The organism is bacterium (genome assembly GCA_024224155.1).
Classification (GTDB): Bacteria; Acidobacteriota; Thermoanaerobaculia; order Multivoradales; family JAHEKO01; genus CALZIK01.
Genome location: JAAENP010000476.1, coordinates 1 through 14985, shown reverse-complemented (window position 1 = coordinate 14985; position 14985 = coordinate 1). Strand labels below are relative to the sequence as shown.

Annotated in this window: 16 protein-coding genes; 10 read left to right on the top strand and 6 right to left on the bottom strand. The window is 62.6% G+C overall.

What is annotated here, in order from left to right; genetic code table 11:
- On the bottom strand, window positions 1-1200 hold a 1200-nt coding region (locus GY769_23035; protein ID MCP4204794.1), incomplete at its 3' end, for a HAMP domain-containing protein.
- Window positions 1201-1373: 173 nt separating this feature from the next.
- On the opposite strand from GY769_23035, the gene GY769_23030 reads away from it, so the two are divergent.
- The 7 genes from GY769_23030 (at window position 1374) to GY769_23000 (ending at window position 8730) form a co-directional block, all read left to right on the top strand.
- A complete protein-coding gene (locus tag GY769_23030) occupies window positions 1374-1772 on the top strand; it encodes a hypothetical protein (GenBank protein MCP4204793.1) in 399 nt (132 codons plus the stop codon).
- Between the two features lie 86 nt (window positions 1773-1858).
- Window positions 1859-2917, top strand: a complete 1059-nt coding sequence (locus GY769_23025) for a tetratricopeptide repeat protein (protein ID MCP4204792.1) — start codon at window positions 1859-1861, stop codon at window positions 2915-2917.
- Window positions 2918-2985: 68 nt separating this feature from the next.
- Window positions 2986-3498 (top strand): NADH-quinone oxidoreductase subunit B, encoded by a 513-nt coding sequence (locus GY769_23020; GenBank protein MCP4204791.1) that lies wholly within the window; start codon window positions 2986-2988, stop codon window positions 3496-3498.
- Window positions 3461-5158 carry an NADH-quinone oxidoreductase subunit D gene (locus GY769_23015; protein ID MCP4204790.1) on the top strand — a complete coding sequence of 566 codons (1698 nt, stop codon included), beginning with the start codon at window positions 3461-3463 and terminating at the stop codon, window positions 5156-5158. The genes GY769_23020 and GY769_23015 overlap by 38 nt, the downstream gene beginning before the upstream one ends.
- Before the next feature lie 38 nt (window positions 5159-5196).
- Window positions 5197-5775, top strand: a complete 579-nt coding sequence (locus tag GY769_23010) for an NADH-quinone oxidoreductase subunit I (GenBank protein MCP4204789.1) — start codon at window positions 5197-5199, stop codon at window positions 5773-5775.
- A 26-nt stretch (window positions 5776-5801) separates the two neighbouring features.
- Entirely contained in the window at window positions 5802-7706 is a 1905-nt protein-coding gene (locus GY769_23005; GenBank protein MCP4204788.1) for a 2-oxoacid:acceptor oxidoreductase subunit alpha, read from the top strand.
- Window positions 7696-8730: a 2-oxoacid:ferredoxin oxidoreductase subunit beta gene (locus GY769_23000; protein MCP4204787.1), complete on the top strand. Its 1035-nt coding sequence runs from the start codon at window positions 7696-7698 to the stop codon at window positions 8728-8730. Before GY769_23005 ends, GY769_23000 begins: the two co-directional genes overlap by 11 nt.
- Here the strand turns inward: GY769_23000 and GY769_22995 are convergent.
- Window positions 8727-9110: a hypothetical protein gene (locus GY769_22995; GenBank protein ID MCP4204786.1), complete on the bottom strand. Its 384-nt coding sequence runs from the start codon at window positions 9108-9110 to the stop codon at window positions 8727-8729. The two genes, GY769_23000 and GY769_22995, sit on opposite strands and share 4 nt — an antisense overlap.
- Window positions 9111-9164: 54 nt before the next feature.
- Here GY769_22995 and GY769_22990 point away from each other — a divergent pair, with 54 nt between their 5' ends.
- Window positions 9165-9977: a YihY/virulence factor BrkB family protein gene (locus GY769_22990; GenBank protein MCP4204785.1), complete on the top strand. Its 813-nt coding sequence runs from the start codon at window positions 9165-9167 to the stop codon at window positions 9975-9977.
- Between the two features lie 25 nt (window positions 9978-10002).
- Here GY769_22990 and GY769_22985 read toward each other — a convergent pair whose 3' ends face one another.
- The 3 genes from GY769_22985 to GY769_22975 are packed head-to-tail and all read right to left on the bottom strand — an operon-like array spanning window position 10003 to window position 11841.
- Window positions 10003-10824: a PDZ domain-containing protein gene (locus tag GY769_22985; protein MCP4204784.1), complete on the bottom strand. Its 822-nt coding sequence runs from the start codon at window positions 10822-10824 to the stop codon at window positions 10003-10005.
- A gap of 16 nt (window positions 10825-10840) precedes the next feature.
- Window positions 10841-11278 carry a hypothetical protein gene (locus tag GY769_22980; protein MCP4204783.1) on the bottom strand — a complete coding sequence of 146 codons (438 nt, stop codon included), beginning with the start codon at window positions 11276-11278 and terminating at the stop codon, window positions 10841-10843.
- Complete coding sequence (locus tag GY769_22975) at window positions 11275-11841, bottom strand: sigma-70 family RNA polymerase sigma factor (protein ID MCP4204782.1); 567 nt, start codon at window positions 11839-11841, stop codon at window positions 11275-11277. The genes GY769_22980 and GY769_22975 overlap by 4 nt, the downstream gene beginning before the upstream one ends.
- A 203-nt stretch (window positions 11842-12044) precedes the next feature.
- On the opposite strand from GY769_22975, the gene GY769_22970 reads away from it, so the two are divergent.
- Window positions 12045-13172, top strand: a complete 1128-nt coding sequence (locus tag GY769_22970) for a tetratricopeptide repeat protein (protein MCP4204781.1) — start codon at window positions 12045-12047, stop codon at window positions 13170-13172.
- Window positions 13173-13185: 13 nt separating this feature from the next.
- On the top strand, window positions 13186-14388 hold the full coding sequence (locus GY769_22965) for a L,D-transpeptidase family protein (protein MCP4204780.1): 1203 nt from the start codon (window positions 13186-13188) through the stop codon (window positions 14386-14388).
- Window positions 14389-14411: 23 nt separating this feature from the next.
- On the opposite strand, the gene GY769_22960 is transcribed toward GY769_22965, so the two are convergent.
- A partial coding sequence (locus GY769_22960; protein ID MCP4204779.1) for a murein peptide amidase A occupies window positions 14412-14985 on the bottom strand: 574 nt, incomplete at its 5' end.

Here is a 14985-nt window from a genome sequence, read left to right as displayed (position 1 = left end):
TAGCTCCTCGAGATTCTCGGCCATCTGGTTGAAGGACCTCTGCAGCTCACCGACCTGGTCTTTGCGGCGCACCGGTATTCGAGCGGCGAAGTCGCCCGCCCGTACCGCGTCGGTCGCCTGGCTCAGACGATTCACGGCCCGGCTGAGGGTGAAGATCATGAACAGAGCCATGCCAAGGGCGGCCGCGTAGATTCCCGCGAGCAGGCTCGCCAGCGAGATGAAAGCCGCCCAGGCGGCGGTATCGACCTCCGAGCTCGACAGAAAGTAACGAGCTACTCCTCGAGTCGTGCCGTTGAGCGTGGCGGTGACGTACTCGGCAACCACCTGGCCGTCGTCGAGAGCGCGGAGATCCTTGGAGACCTCGTTCCACCAGAGCCAGGGTTTGTCGACAAAACCCGTTCCGAGTTGCTGCTTGGAGAAGTACTGTTCGCGCTCCTTCGAGCCACGGCCAACCTTTACCGGTTGGAGCGAGTATTCCTTGCCGCCGAAGCTGACTCGGGTTCGCGATCCTTTGCGCGGGTCGTCCGAGCGGTATAGCTTGACCCAGACCTTGCCTCGGCGCATCAGCTCTTGGGACAGATCACCGGGATGAGTTGCCAGCGCCGCTGCATTGCCGGCGACCGCGGTCGCAATCAGCGTGAGAGATCCGTCCTCACGCGCGAAGTAGCGAGCTGCCTGGCCCCGGGTCGAGCTCTTCGGTCGGGCCTCGACGCCGGATGGCCAGGCCAGAGGCAGATCGGAGTCCCCCATAACCCGGCGCCCCTCCAGGTAGACGGCCATGCCCTGTCGCTCGGCGGAGAGGGAGCCTCCCTCGGAGAAGGACTGCAGAAGGGAATCGGCGGAGATCTGAAGATCGGCATACACCGAGCCAACGGTGTCGCGATAGAGATGGCCAAGAAAGAAACCCGCTACCAGATATCCGGAAAGAAAGATCAGCGCGGCGAGCATTGGAATCGGGAGGACACCGATCAGGAAGTAGGAAAACGCCAGCCGGCGTCCGACACGCCAGAGAAACCGTCGGGTGAGCGACCAGGCGAGCCAGAGCAGGAATAGCAGCACGGCGCCGGCGAAGAGCAGCTCGGCGGGAAGCAGCATGTAGGTCGCGCCGAAAAGGATCCCGAAGGTCCCCGAGACCATGGCGGTGCCGCCGATCAGAAAGGCGGCGACCAGCAAGAGTCGCCTGAGGGTGACGCGCGTCAAGACTCAACTCCTGGAAGAACTACGTATCTCGAGGCTTCCGTGTTCCGGGACCGAAAAGTAGTCTGACAAATTGGTAGACTTCCTGAAGTCAGAAGTGGCTGTCTGCTGGCCGGCTTCGAACCGGCGGAACCGCAAAGATCTTAACGCGACTGTTCCTCAGAAGGAGTTTCTTGGTGTCTCGAGTCCCCAGATCACAAGAGCATCTGAAGACCGGCTTTACCAGCGAGGCCTGCGCGGCCGCCCGCTATCGTGCCTACGCACGAGGCGCGGAGCTCGAGGGACTGCCCAACCTCGCCAAACGATGGCTGGACCTAGCCGAGGCCAAGGACGAGCTCGCGATTCGACAGCTGGCCGCTGCCGGGCAGGTCAGGGCCGCGGATCGCGGCATCGCCGATGCCCTGGCCGAAGATCGCTTCGAGAATGACGTCTTGTATCCCAAGATGATTCGCGACCTCGAATCGGATGATGTCGCGAACGTTCTGCGCGAGGTTGTCTCGGCCCAGCAGGGACACATCGAGCAGCTGGACGATCTCAGAAAGCGGCTGCAGGCCGCGAAAGGGGACATCGACTGACGACTCGGCTCGAGTCGGCAGAGAGCGTCGTGAGAACCGGAGGCCTCGACCGACGGCGTGCATGCCGGCGGAGGCGGATCGTCAATATGGTCTGTGCGCTGGGGCTGTTTCTGGCGCCGATCCTTGCCGGGCCCGCCCGTGCCGCGCTCGATCTTCCGGTTCGCCCGGATGTGCTCAGCCAGGAAATGAAGGACTGGCTCGCGCGCAAGATCCCGAGGCACGCCAATGAGTTGACCCAGCTCTCGCGGCTGCTCGAGGCGCTGCAGCGAGACCAAGACGGGCCTAGGCTTCGGTATCGGGAGGGATACACCGGGACCGCACAGGAGGCGTTCGAGACCGGAGAAGGAAATTGCCTTTCGTTTAGTCAGGTCGTTGTGGCAATGGCCCGCGAGCTCGGAGTCAGAGCTTTCTACATGGACGTTCGCCAATTCGAGGAGTTCACCAAGGAGGGCGATCTGGTGATAGTTGCCGGTCATATGACCGCCGGTTTCGACGAAGGAATAGAGCGGCGGATCCTGGAGTTCTCGGTCGGCCCGGATGTCGAGTACCGCAATGCCGTGCGCATCAGCGACGAAACGGCTCGTGCCTACTACCATTCGAACCGTGGCGCCGAGCATCTTCAGGCCGGAGAGATCGAATTGGCTCTCGAGTGGCTCGAGGCCGCGACTCAGGTTGATCCGAATCTCCCAGACGCCTGGGCCAACTACGGCGTAGCTTTGCGAAGGAACGGTCAGCTGAGAGAAGCCGAGGCGGCCTATCGTCGCGCGGTCGAGCTGGATCCTAATTTCTTTCCCGGCTACCAGAATCTGGTAGCCCTTTATCGAATGCGCGGTGACGGTGACGCGGCCAAGTTGCTGCTCGAGGTTCTCGGCCGCCAGACGACGCGCAATCCTTTCGTCTATCTGGCAGTTGGCGACCTGAGCATGGATCAAGGAGACTGGGAAGGGGCGCGGCAGTTCTACCGCCAGGGCCGGAGGCTGAGGCGCTCCGACCCCGATCTTCTGGCTGCCCTCGGGGAAGCCAACCTGAGACTGGGCGATCTCGAAAAGGCGGAGAAACTGCTCAACAAGGCTCTCAAGAAGGACCCCGAGAACGAGCGTGCGAAGCGCCTGCAGGGAGCCTTGGAGCGGACTTCAGGGGGCTAGCGAGAGTAGGGCCGAACTCGGTTGTGACCGTTACGAACATGCGCTAAGCTGCGCGCGCGAGGTCAGCCATGGTTGGCGAATCCTGGGTTACGACGACATTCGAAAGGCTCGAAGAGTGGGGACGGAGCAACTCGTTCTGGCCGCTGCCTTTCGGCACCGCCTGTTGCGCCATCGAGTTCATGAGCGTGGTTTCGAGCCACTACGACATGTCCCGGTTCGGGTACGAAGTGGTGAGGTTCTCGCCCCGACAGAGTGACCTCATGATCGTGGCCGGAACCATAACCGACAAAATGGCGCCGGTGCTGAAGAAGATCTACGACCAGATGCCGGATCCCAAGTGGGTGGTTTCGATGGGCGCCTGCGCCTGTTCGGGAGGTTTCTATCGGGCCTACCATGTCATGCAGGGGATTGACGAGATCATCCCGGTGGACGTCTATGTTCCCGGTTGCCCGCCCACTCCCGAGGGCCTGATGCATGGCATTCTCCAGTTGAAAGAAAAGATCGAGCGCGATCGCAAGCGTCTCAAGAAAGAGAAGGCAGCCCGTGCCGCTGATCGAGACGGCTCCAGTGCCGCTGCTTGAGAAGTACCCCGCCGACAGCGCAGTTCCGGTAGAGGGCCTCGATCAGCCGACCTGGCTGGTTCGCCGCGATTCGCTCAAGGAACTGGCCAGCGACCTCAAGGCAGATCCGGAAGCGGGCTACGACCTGCTACTCGATATTTGCGGAGTCGACTACCCAGGCCGAAGCGAACGGTTCGAGGCCGTCTATCACCTGTACTCGATTGGGCGCAAAGAACGTTTGCGGCTCAAGGTCGCGGTGCCGGAAGAAGACCCCGTCCTGCCGTCGCTCGTCGAGGTCTGGGAAGGAGCCGACTGGTTCGAGCGCGAGGCCTTCGACATGTTCGGCTTGCGATTCGAAGGCCATCCGAACTTGCGTCGGATCCTCACACACGAGGCCTTCGAAGGGCATCCCTTGCGCAAGGACTACGATGCCGCGCGGCGCTGGATCCTCACCGAGGACAAGGTCTACCGCCCGGCACCGAGGCCGGATGATGACGACTCGGACGACGACATGTTCGAGCGCATGACGATCAATATCGGCCCCTCGCACCCAGCGATGCACGGCACGTTTCGAGTCGTCGCTCATCTCGACGGCGAAGCGATCTCGGCGAGCGAAGTCGAGATCGGCTATCTGCATCGCTGCTTCGAGAAGATGGCAGAAACGCATACCTGGCAGCAGGTAATCCCCTATACGGATCGGTTGAACTACTGCTCGTCCTTCATCAACAACGTCGGCTACTGCCGCACGGTCGAGAAACTGCTGGGCATCGAGGCACCGCCCAAGGCGGTGTGGGCCCGAACGATCCTCTCCGAGTTCTCGCGCATCATGGATCACTGCGTCTGCAACGGCTCGTCGCTGGTCGATGCCGGTGCGTTGACGAACTTTTGGTACTTCTTCCAGCCACGCGAAGAGATCTACGGCCTTCTCGAGGCTTGCTCGGGAGCCCGACTGACCGTTTCGTACTGCCGCATAGGCGGGCTCGCAGCGGATCTTCCCCCCGACTTCGAGGCTCGCTGTCGGAGGCTACTGGAGATCATTCCCGGTTTTATCGATGACATCGAGAAACTCGTCAACAAGAACCGGATCTGGCTGGATCGCACGGTCGGCGTGAGCGCGATCTCGGGAGAGGACGCGGTCAATTGGGGTTGGACGGGTCCCTGTCTGAGAGCCTCCGGAGTCGCCAACGATGTGCGGCGCGATCATCCCTACGATCTCTATGACACGGTGGACTGGAACGTACCGGTGCTCGAGGGCGGCGACGTGTTCGACCGCTATCGACTCCGGATGATGGAGATTCGGGAGTCGCTGAAGATCATTCGGCAGCTGCTCGATCGCGGTATCCCGGAGGGACCGCACATCGTCGACGATCCCCACGTGGCGCTGCCGCCCAAGGAGGTGGCCTACAACCAGATGGAAGCCATGATCTACCACTTCAAGTTGATCATGGATGGCATTCAAGTGCCTCCGGGCGAGATCTACTCGGCGATCGAGGGCGCCAACGGTGAGTTGGGCTTTTATGCCATAAGTGACGGTTCCGGCAAACCCTACCGACTCAAGGTCCGGCCTCCCTGTTTTCCGGTCATGTCGACTTTCTCTCACTTGATTCGTGGTGGTAGTGTCTCGGACGCGATCGTTACGCTGGGTGGATTGAACATCATTGCCGGAGAGTTGGAGCGGTGACCGAGCACCCTAAGGAGACGAAGCCGTATCGCTACTCTCTGGCGGAGCGGCTCTACCTGCCGTTGTTGTCAGGCCTGGGCGTCACGCTCAAGCACTTTCTGCGCAACATCTTCCGGCGCGGCAAGAGCTATACGATTCAGTATCCTGAAGAGAGGCGCAACTACTCCCACCGATTCCGGGGCCACCACATCCTTACAGCGCGACCGGATGGCTCTCTTCGTTGCGTGGCTTGCTTCCTTTGCGCGACGGCGTGCCCGGCGGAGTGCATCAAGATCGAGGCCGGCGAGCATCCCGACGTCAACATCGAGAAGTATCCGGTGGTCTACGACATCGACATGCTGCGCTGCGTCTTTTGCGGCTACTGCGTGGACGCCTGCCCCGAGGAGGCGATCATCATGAGCAACAACTACGACATGGCCTATTTCAGTCGGGATCAGTCGATCGCGACCAAGGAAGAACTATCCAAACCCTATACCTACGACGCCTCGCAGCTGGGCTACCGGCCGCACTATCCCGAGGAGGACGCGCAACGCGCCGCGATTCGGGAGGGCGTCGTCGACCTCATCGCGGAAGCGCGGCGCTGGCAAGATGGCACCGTCGAGGCGAAGGCCTCCTAACCGGGCTCCCCACGGGAAAAACCAGTATGACTGATGTGACAGCCGATCCGAAGGCCGAAGACACCGCCCCAAACGCGGGGAAGCGAGAAGTCACGGCCGAGAGACTCGATGACGTCGTCGTTCGCTTCGCCGGCGACTCGGGGGATGGCATGCAGTTGACCGGGACTCAGTTCACCAGCACTTCGGCGCAGGTGGGCAACGATCTAGCGACGCTGCCGGATTTTCCGGCAGAGATCCGGGCTCCCGCGGGAACGCTTCCGGGAGTGTCCGCCTTTCAGGTTCGAATCGCCGATTACGATATCCATACGCCGGGCGACGCGCCGGACGTGTTGGTGGCCATGAATCCGGCGGCTCTCAAGAAGTCGCTCGTGGACCTCAAGAAGAACGGCATTCTGATCATCAATACCGACGAGTTCAAGGCCGGCAATCTCAAGAAGGCCGGCTACGAGACCAATCCGATCGAGGATGATTCCCTGGAGGGCTACCGGGTCTTTACCGCAGGGATCACGAAGATGACGCTGGCCGCGCTGAGCGACGTGGATCTCGACGCGCGGTCCAAGAACCGATGCAAGAATTTCTTTGCCCTGGGGATGGTCTATTGGCTTTTCAGCCGGCCGCTGGACAACTCGATGGACTGGGCCCGAAAGAAGTTCGCCAAGAAGCCCGAGATCGCCGAAGCCAACATCATGGCTCTCAAGGCCGGTTACAACTTCTGCGACATCACTCAGGCTTTTCAGACCCGCTACGAGATCGAGCCTGCGAAGCTGCCGGCGGGTACCTATCGCAACATCATGGGTAACAGCGCGGTTTCGCTCGGATTGGTGGCCGCCAGTCGCCGCAGTGGCTTGCCCCTGTTTCTGGGCTCATATCCGATTACTCCGGCAAGCGACATCCTGCACGAGCTCTCGCGATTCAAGAACTTCGGGGTGACGACCTTCCAGGCCGAGGACGAGATCGCTGCGGTTTGCTCCACGATCGGAGCGGCATTCGGCGGGGCGCTCGCCGTGACGACGACCAGCGGCCCCGGGCTGGCCTTGAAGTCGGAAGCGATCAACCTCGGAGTCATGATCGAGCTGCCCATGATCATCTGCAACATCCAGCGGGGCGGCCCATCGACGGGCCTACCGACCAAGACCGAGCAGTCGGATCTGCTCCAGGCGATGTTCGGGAGAAACGGGGAATCGCCGGTGCCGGTGATTGCGGCGGCCTCGCCGGGAGATGCCTTCGACACGACAATTGAGGCCTGCCGTCTGGCGATCAAGTACATGGTCCCGGTGCTGCTGCTATCCGACGGGTATATCGCCAATGGGTCCGAACCATGGCGGCTACCCAAGATAGAAGACCTGCCCGATCTGCGTACGGAGTTCCATACCGATCCCGAGAACTTCCTGCCCTATGCGCGGGACGAAGAGACGCTGGCGCGCCCCTGGGCCATCCCGGGTACCGCGGGGCTGGAGCACCGAATCGGGGGGCTCGAGAAAGAGCACCTCACCGGGAACGTCTCTTACGATGCGGCGAACCATCAGCTGATGACGGATCTGCGCGCCGAAAAGGTCGAGCGGATCGCCAATGACATCCCCGATGTCGAGGTGCTCGGGGATAAAGACGCCGATGTTCTGGTCCTGGGTTGGGGCAGCACCTTGGGCGCCATCACCGGCGCGCTGGTGGAAGCCCGCAAGCAGGGGCACAAGGCGGCGCGTGCACACCTGCGCTACATCAATCCCTTCCCCAAGAACCTGGGAGAGGTTCTGGACCGCTACCGTCACGTCTTGATTCCGGAAATGAACGGGGGGCAGCTGGCGCTGCTGATCCGGACCCGCTACCTCAAGGACGTGGTCTCGTACTCCAAGGTCCAGGGCAAGCCTTTTTTCAGGCATGAGATTTCCAACAAGATCGCCGAGATCCTCGGAGGTAAAAAAGATGTCCACTGAGCTTCCCGTGCTGACCAAGAAGGACTTCCAGTCCGACCAGGAGGTTCGCTGGTGCCCCGGCTGCGGTGACTATGCGATTCTCAAGTCCGTGCAGACCGTGCTCCCGGAGCTCGGCTTGCCCAAGGAGAAATTCGTGGTGGTTTCCGGCATCGGATGCTCGAGCCGATTCCCGTACTACATGGACACTTTTGGTTTTCATACCATTCACGGACGCGCTCCGGCGATTGCCACGGGCTTGAAGGCGTCGCGACCGGATCTAGAGGTGTGGGTTGCGACAGGGGACGGCGACGCTATGTCGATCGGTGGCAATCACCTGATTCACGTTCTGCGTCGCAACGTCGGCGTCAAGATCCTGATGTTCAACAACCGGATCTACGGCCTCACAAAGGGGCAGTACTCGCCCACCAGCGAGATTGGGAAGAGAACCAAGTCGACGCCGTTCGGTTCGCTCGATAATCCCTTCAATCCGTTGTCCCTGGCCATCGGGGCCGGTGCCACTTTCGTTGCCCGCAGCGTGGATATCTTCCAGAAGCACCTGCAGGAAACGATGCTGCGAGCGGCGGCGCACAAAGGGACGGCGTTTGTAGAGATCTATCAAAACTGCAACATCTTCAATGACAAGGCTTTCACCTACATGACCGACAAGGGCGTGCGTGATGATCAGGCGCTGGCTCTCGAGCACGGCAGGCCGCTCGTTTTCGGCAAGGAGCGGAACCGAGGCATTCGCTTGAAGGGCACTCAGCTCGAGGTCATCGAACTGGGCGAGCGTCACACCGAGGACGACTGTCTGGTCTGGGACGAGACACTCGACAATTCGGGGATGGCCTTTCTGTTGGCCCAGATGACACCTCCCGATTTCCCAACCCCGATCGGGATTCTGCGCTCGGTCGAACAACCGGCCTATGAGGATCAGATCGTTGCCCAGATCGATCACGAGATCGAAGCCAAGGGCCCGGGCACGCTCGAAGACCTGATCTACTCCGGCGAGACCTGGGAGGTCGGTGAGGACGGCCAGGTCACCTAGCTGGAAGTGGAGCGAACCAGAAAGGTCTCGCTGCCGACCAGTTCGGGGTCGAGCGAAAACTCGTACAGGTCCAGACCGCCGAAGAGTAAGCGTATCCGCGTGTAGCCTCGTTTACGCAAGCCGAGAACCATCTCCAGCGCTTCGGTGCCGCACTCGTCAAAGATGACGACCGCCTGCTGGCGGTCGTCGGGACTCCAGCCGCTTCCCGGATAGGGCAGGGCTCCGGCCAGAGTCCGGCGGCGGGACGGGGCTCTTCGGCCGTCTACCAGGAGCGGGGGGTGATTCCCCTGGAGCTGACGCAGAAGCGCGAAGGGAGACAGTTCGATGCCGGCATCGAACTGGACGATGGGCTTGCCGTCGTCGCGGGTGTAGGTAGGCATCGGTAGTGCCTGTATCCTAGCGAGGCATTGGAGTTTCTACCAAAGAGCGTGACAGTGCTCCGGAAGAGAGTCGCGAGGGCCTGGGCTCGGGACCTGGCGGCCGCTGAGGCCGCGCGAGCCGCTTTCTACCTTTCGCTCGCATCGTTCCCCGCGGCGATGGTGCTGTTTTCGCTGGCCGGGCTCCTGGGAAGCGAGCGCGCGCTCGAAGGCTTCGTCCGAGCGATTGCGGGCGGATTGCCCGAACAGGCGGCAGACGTGCTGGTGGCACTGATTCGCGAGGTGAAGGCCGCTTCGACTCCCGGACTCCTGTCGCTGTCGGCGGTGCTGACACTTCTGTGGGCTGCGAGCGTGGTCGAGTCGCTGGCCGCCGGGGTGGACCGAGCCTACAGGGTCGAGAAAAGGCGGGCCTGGTGGCGCCTGAAGGCGGTCGCACTGCTGCTTCTTCTAGTGAACTCGCTTCTCCTGGTGGTCGGAGCCGCGGCGGTGCTCGCGGGCCCTCGGCTGGCTCTGGCGCTCGGACTCGACTCTCTGGCCCGCCTCCTCAGCTGGCCGACGATCTGGGCCGTAATGACTCTCGAGCTGTGGATTCTCTACTATGTGCTCCCGGCTCCCGCTCACGCCAGAAACGGCTGGCGCATTCTCGGCGGTGCGGCTACCGGAACCGCGCTCTGGGTCGTCGGGACGATGCTTTTCAGGCTCTATCTGGCTCGCTTTGCCGAGCTCAACCTGGTTTACGGTGTTCTCGGCGGCGTCCTGGTGTGGATGCTGTGGCTCTATCTTTCCGCGGCGGCGGTCTTTCTGGGTGCCGAGGTAGCCGCCGTGTTGGAGCGCCGCTGGGCGAGCCGCCGGCCGAGCATCCCGGCCTAGTCGCCGGCGGTCCCGGCACCTGTCGCTAGTCGTTCGGGAGCTTGTCGAGCTGCTCCTCGAGGTCCTTGAGGCGTTCCTCGAGCTCCTCGATGCGCTTCTGAAGGTCGAGGCGGTTTTGACCCAGCACTTTGAACTTCTGAACAAAGTCCGGGTCGTCGAACCGCAGTTCGATCTCGCGTAAGGCATCGCGCAGGCCGCCGTGGTCGATTTCGAGGATCTGCTCCGGGATGTTGTCGCTGCCGACCCAGATCCGCTCGTGGTGTCGCTCGGCATCGGGCAGCGCGAATCGGCCGATGTCTATTGCCGGGCGCTCTCTTTCAACGATGGTCGCCGAGAGCGTGGTGACCGCGCCGTCGCGCCAGATCTCCAAGGTGGTGATGCTTTCGCCGGTGTGCTCAAAGACCCTCTTCGCGACCTCGCGGGGCGAGGCCACGCTTTCGCCGCCGATGGCGGTGAGGATGTCACCGACTTTCAAACCGGCCTGGGCGGCCGGGCTGCCATCGACCACGCTCGATATCAGAACGCCGGCTTCCTCCGGGGTGCCGAAGTGGCGTCGTAGTTCGGGCGTGAGCTCGACCATTCGGACGCCGAGGTAGCCCCGTCGGTGAGAGAGGCCGGCAATCACGTGAGGAGCGGCGATACGGCGTTCATCCATGATCAGAACTCGGTCTTCGTTCTCGAGCTCGACCGGCGAGCCGTCGGATGCGGAGATCACCCGGATGATTCTCTTCTTCTTGGCCTCTTCTGTCTCTTGATCGTTCGGAGCAGCCCACGCCGACCCGGTCAGCGAGCAGGTCAGGGCCAAGCCCAGGATCGCGGCCACCATAAGGCGATGTCTGATTGTCATGGCAGTTTCCTTTGCACTAGAAGGTCGTGTTGTCATTCGTCGATGCCGGCAGGACACCCCCCGTTTGAGGCAGGAAGAAAGGTGATAGGTCCAGGACGTAGTCGACTTCGTCGACGCCGCCCAAGTACAGGACGGGAGCCGTGCTCTCGGTCCGAGCGCGCAGTCTGTTCAGTTCCTGGGTAAGCAGCTCGTGTTCGCGGCGGATCTCCGTCACCTCTGCGGTCAGGCCCGCGCTCGGATCCTCGTTCCCGACGGGTACCAGAGTGAGCAGGGCGAGGCCGGCGACCGCGGCCGCGATGGCGCCCCACACAAGGCGCCGCGAGCGGAACTCGAGGCGCGGCTCCGGCAGGTCGTCCAGGCGTTTCATAACCTCGGCCTTGAACCCTGCCGAGGCACGCACGGCGGGCAGGTCCTCGAGCTGCCGATCGAGTGGGTCCATGGGTGAAGTCATCATGAAGCTCCTTGCCAGTAGGCCGCTAGGCTTCGCTTGAGCAGGGTCCGGCCCCGGTGGATCCGGGACTTGACGGTCCCCTCGCTGCAGCCGAGAGTCTCGGAGATCACTCGATAGCGCCAGCCCTCGATCTCGTGGAGAACCAGAGCAGTGCGGTAGCGCAAGGGTAGAGCGGCTATCGCCTTGAGCAGCTCGTTCCGGGCCTCGTCGTCCAGCAACGTGCGCTCTTGCGCCGGAGGCCCGCCATTGGACGGTGCGAGAAGGCTGCGGATCCTGTCCCAGCGAAAGGCCCTGCGTTCTTCGCTGCGCACCTGGTTAGTGGCGATTCGAAAGAGATAGGCCTTCAGCTGGCCGCGCTCCTCATAGTTATCACTCCGCTGATAGAGCCGAAGAAAGGCCTCCTGAGCTAAATCCTCGGCCCGTTCCTGGCTGCCGACCAGACGACAAAGATAGCCCACCAGGCAGTCCTTGTAGCGGTCGACGATCTCTGCGAAGGCGTCGGCCTGTCCGGATTTGACCCGTGCTATCAACTCGGCGTCGGACGCCTGGTTCAGTGCCTCGAGCATCTGCTCCCATAACCATAACGCTCGACGATCATCAGAGTTCCCGGCGGCGGTGGCGATCGACCTTGCTGGCCGCCCGTGCTAGCATTTTCGCCGTTCCACGGAGTCCGAGGCGGAGGCCCGGTGGACGAGCCGGGTGCAAGACGAAGTCCAGCGAATGAGTTCGACGCTAGCCCGGCGAGGGGAGAAACAAGCAGGAGATGTCAATGCGATGGAAGACCCTGGCGGCGCTGCCGCTGGCTATTGTGATAGCGAGTCCGTTCGCGCTGGCGGCCGATCTGGGGCGAGTTCGCTCGCTCGCCGAAGCCGGCCAGCCGGAGGCCGCGCTCGCGGATGTCGACGAGCATCTCGAGGAGTCCCCGGTCGATCCGGAGGCAATGTTCCTGCGCGCTCTGCTGCTGGCCGAAATGCAGCGGCAGGACGAGGCGCGCGAGGTTTTCGAAGAAGTCGCCGGGCTTCGCCCCGACCGGCCGGAGCCGCTGAACAATCTCGCGGTACTTCAGGCGGCGATGGGGGACTACGATGCCGCGGTCGAGACTCTGAAAGAAGCCCTCGGCACCCATCCCGCCTATCGCACCGCATACGAAAACTTGACCAAGATCTATGGTCAACTCGCCAGTGAGGCGTACAGCAGAGCGCTGAGCGTCGATGACGCTCACGACCGATCGTCCGTCGAGCTGGTGCTGATGAGCGAGATGGTCTTGCCCGAAACCGAACCGGTTCAAGTGGCGCACACTCCCATCGAGCCCTTGCCGTCTGCGGCCGACGCTGGGTCGATGGCCCCACCCTTGGAGATGGAAGCCGATACGGACGAGGCCGTGGCCGAGGCGGACATGGCCGTGGAGCCGGCGGCCGAGTCGGTGACGGCGGCCGGCGAGGCTCCGGTGACCCCTGACCGGGCCATCGAGGAGGCTCTGAGGCAAGGCCGGGATCTCGACTCCGAGCCGGCTGTGATGGAGTCGTCATCCGAAGCGATGGGCGAAACCGTGGCCGAATCCGGCGAGCTGGCCGCTCTCGTCGGGGCCTGGGCGCGAGCCTGGTCGGAGCAGCGGGTCGAGGACTATCTGTACTTCTATAGCGAGGGCTTCCAGCCGGAGGGCGACATGAGTCGTGACGACTGGGAGCAGCTCAGGCGAGCCCGCGTGGCGGCTCCGGAGTTCGTCAAGGTCTCCGTAGCGATCTTGGATTTCGAGGCCAGCGAGCCGGAGCGCGTGCTGGTCCGGTTCAACCAGTCCTACGAGTCGAGCACGTTCAGCGACGTGGTGACCAAGACTCTCGAGCTCGTGCGCGAGAATGGCGACTGGAAAATAGCCAGAGAATCGGTCGATTCGTAGCTCCAACCGCTTCATGATGATCCTGGGTCGTTCGCTCTTCCTCGGCGTACTGGCGATCGGTTCGCTCGTGGCGACGGTGGCAGGGGCGGCGGGTTTCTCGTCAACGTCGGACCGCAATCCGACAACTCTCGAGGAGCGGCGCCTGATGCAAGGTCTCTTCGATATTCGGCAGGGAAGGATCGAAAATGCTATCCGCAATATCGCCTATCTGGTGGAGCAGGAACCAGAATTCCGCCTCGCCCAGCTCGTCTATGCGGACCTTCTTTCGGCCCATACCGCACCGCTCGCCGACCTCGGCAACGGCAGTCCGAGCGAGTTGATCGACGGGCACGTGCAGGAGGCTCGGGCTCGCCTGTTGCGCTATCTGGAGGCGCCGCCACCGAACTCGGTTCCCAGGCAGCTGCTGAGGATTCCCCCCAGCACACCGGCCGCGATCTTCATCGACCTGTCCGCATATCGACTGTACGTGCTCGAGCAACGGGAAGGCCGTTTCGTCAGAACCAAGGACTTCTACGTCTCGATCGGAAAAGGCGGCGGCGAAAAGCGGTTCGAGGGCGACGAGAAGACGCCGGTCGGCGTCTACCTCGTGGCTTCGTACCTTCCCGGAGAGCGCCTCCCCGACCTCTACGGGGACGGTGCGTTTCCGATCAACTATCCGAATGCCTGGGACCGCCTCAACGGCAGAACCGGCAGCGGCATATGGATTCATGGCACCGAGTCCGCGTACTACAGTCGTCCTCCGCTGTCGAGCCGAGGCTGCGTGACCCTGAGCAATCAGGATTTTCGCGTGCTGCGTCGGCAGGTCGAGGTTTCGAAGACGCCGGTGATCGTCGCCGACCGCATCAATTGGGTCGATCCGGAAACGGTGAGCTCGGCCAGGGACGTGCTCGAAACGACCCTAGAGACCTGGCGCGCAGACTGGGAGAGCCGCAACAGCGATCGCTATCTGAGCCACTACGCCGCCGACTTTCGCACCCCTGGAATGGATCTCGACGCGTTCGCGCGGCACAAGCGGAGCGTCAACGCATCGAAGAAGTACATTCGCGTCGGGCTCGACGAAGTCGGGATCTATCGGTATCCCGGTGAGCCGGATCTGGCCCTGGTGGACTTCCTGCAGCGCTACGAGTCGGACAATTTTCGAGCCAGCCGGCGCAAGCACCAGTACTGGCGCCGCGACGGCAGCCGTTGGCGGATCATCTACGAAGAAGGCCTTTGATCGCCACGGTCGAGCCCGGCGCTCTATCTGGCCAGTGGAGTCGGCTCCAGCGACGGCTCCGGCAGCCGTTTTTGCAGCCAGCGCACCAGGTCCAGCCACATCTGGTGCTGTTGGGCGGGTGTCGGCATGATGCCGGCGCTCGGCAACTCGATGGTGACCACGGGCAGCCCCAGGTGCACGCCGGCCCATCTGCCTAGAGAACCGGGGTAGGTGCCCAGCTGATGTAGCCGCAGGGGGCCGAAGCTCCTGGGCGGGTCCGGAGGGCCGTCGAAGTCCAGGACTTCGAGTGGCGCGTGGACGGCGACGATCACGTCCGGTCGAAAGCGTTCGATCTCGGACGCCAGCCAGCGGCTCTCGGGCTCCGAAAGCGAAGAGCTTCCAGGATACCTGCGCGGATTTCGGGCGGTTTTCTCGACCCAATGTTGATGGGCCTGGCGCTGCCAGTCCGGGGACGGGAAGTTGCGATTGAGATCCACCCCGTTGGCGTTCATCCTCTGGGCCGGCCGTTGGAGCAGGCCGTCCGGGTTCAGCACCGGCACGATCCGCCAGTGAAACAGTCCGGAGTGGTGCTGCGTCAAAGTCTCGATCCAGGTGAAG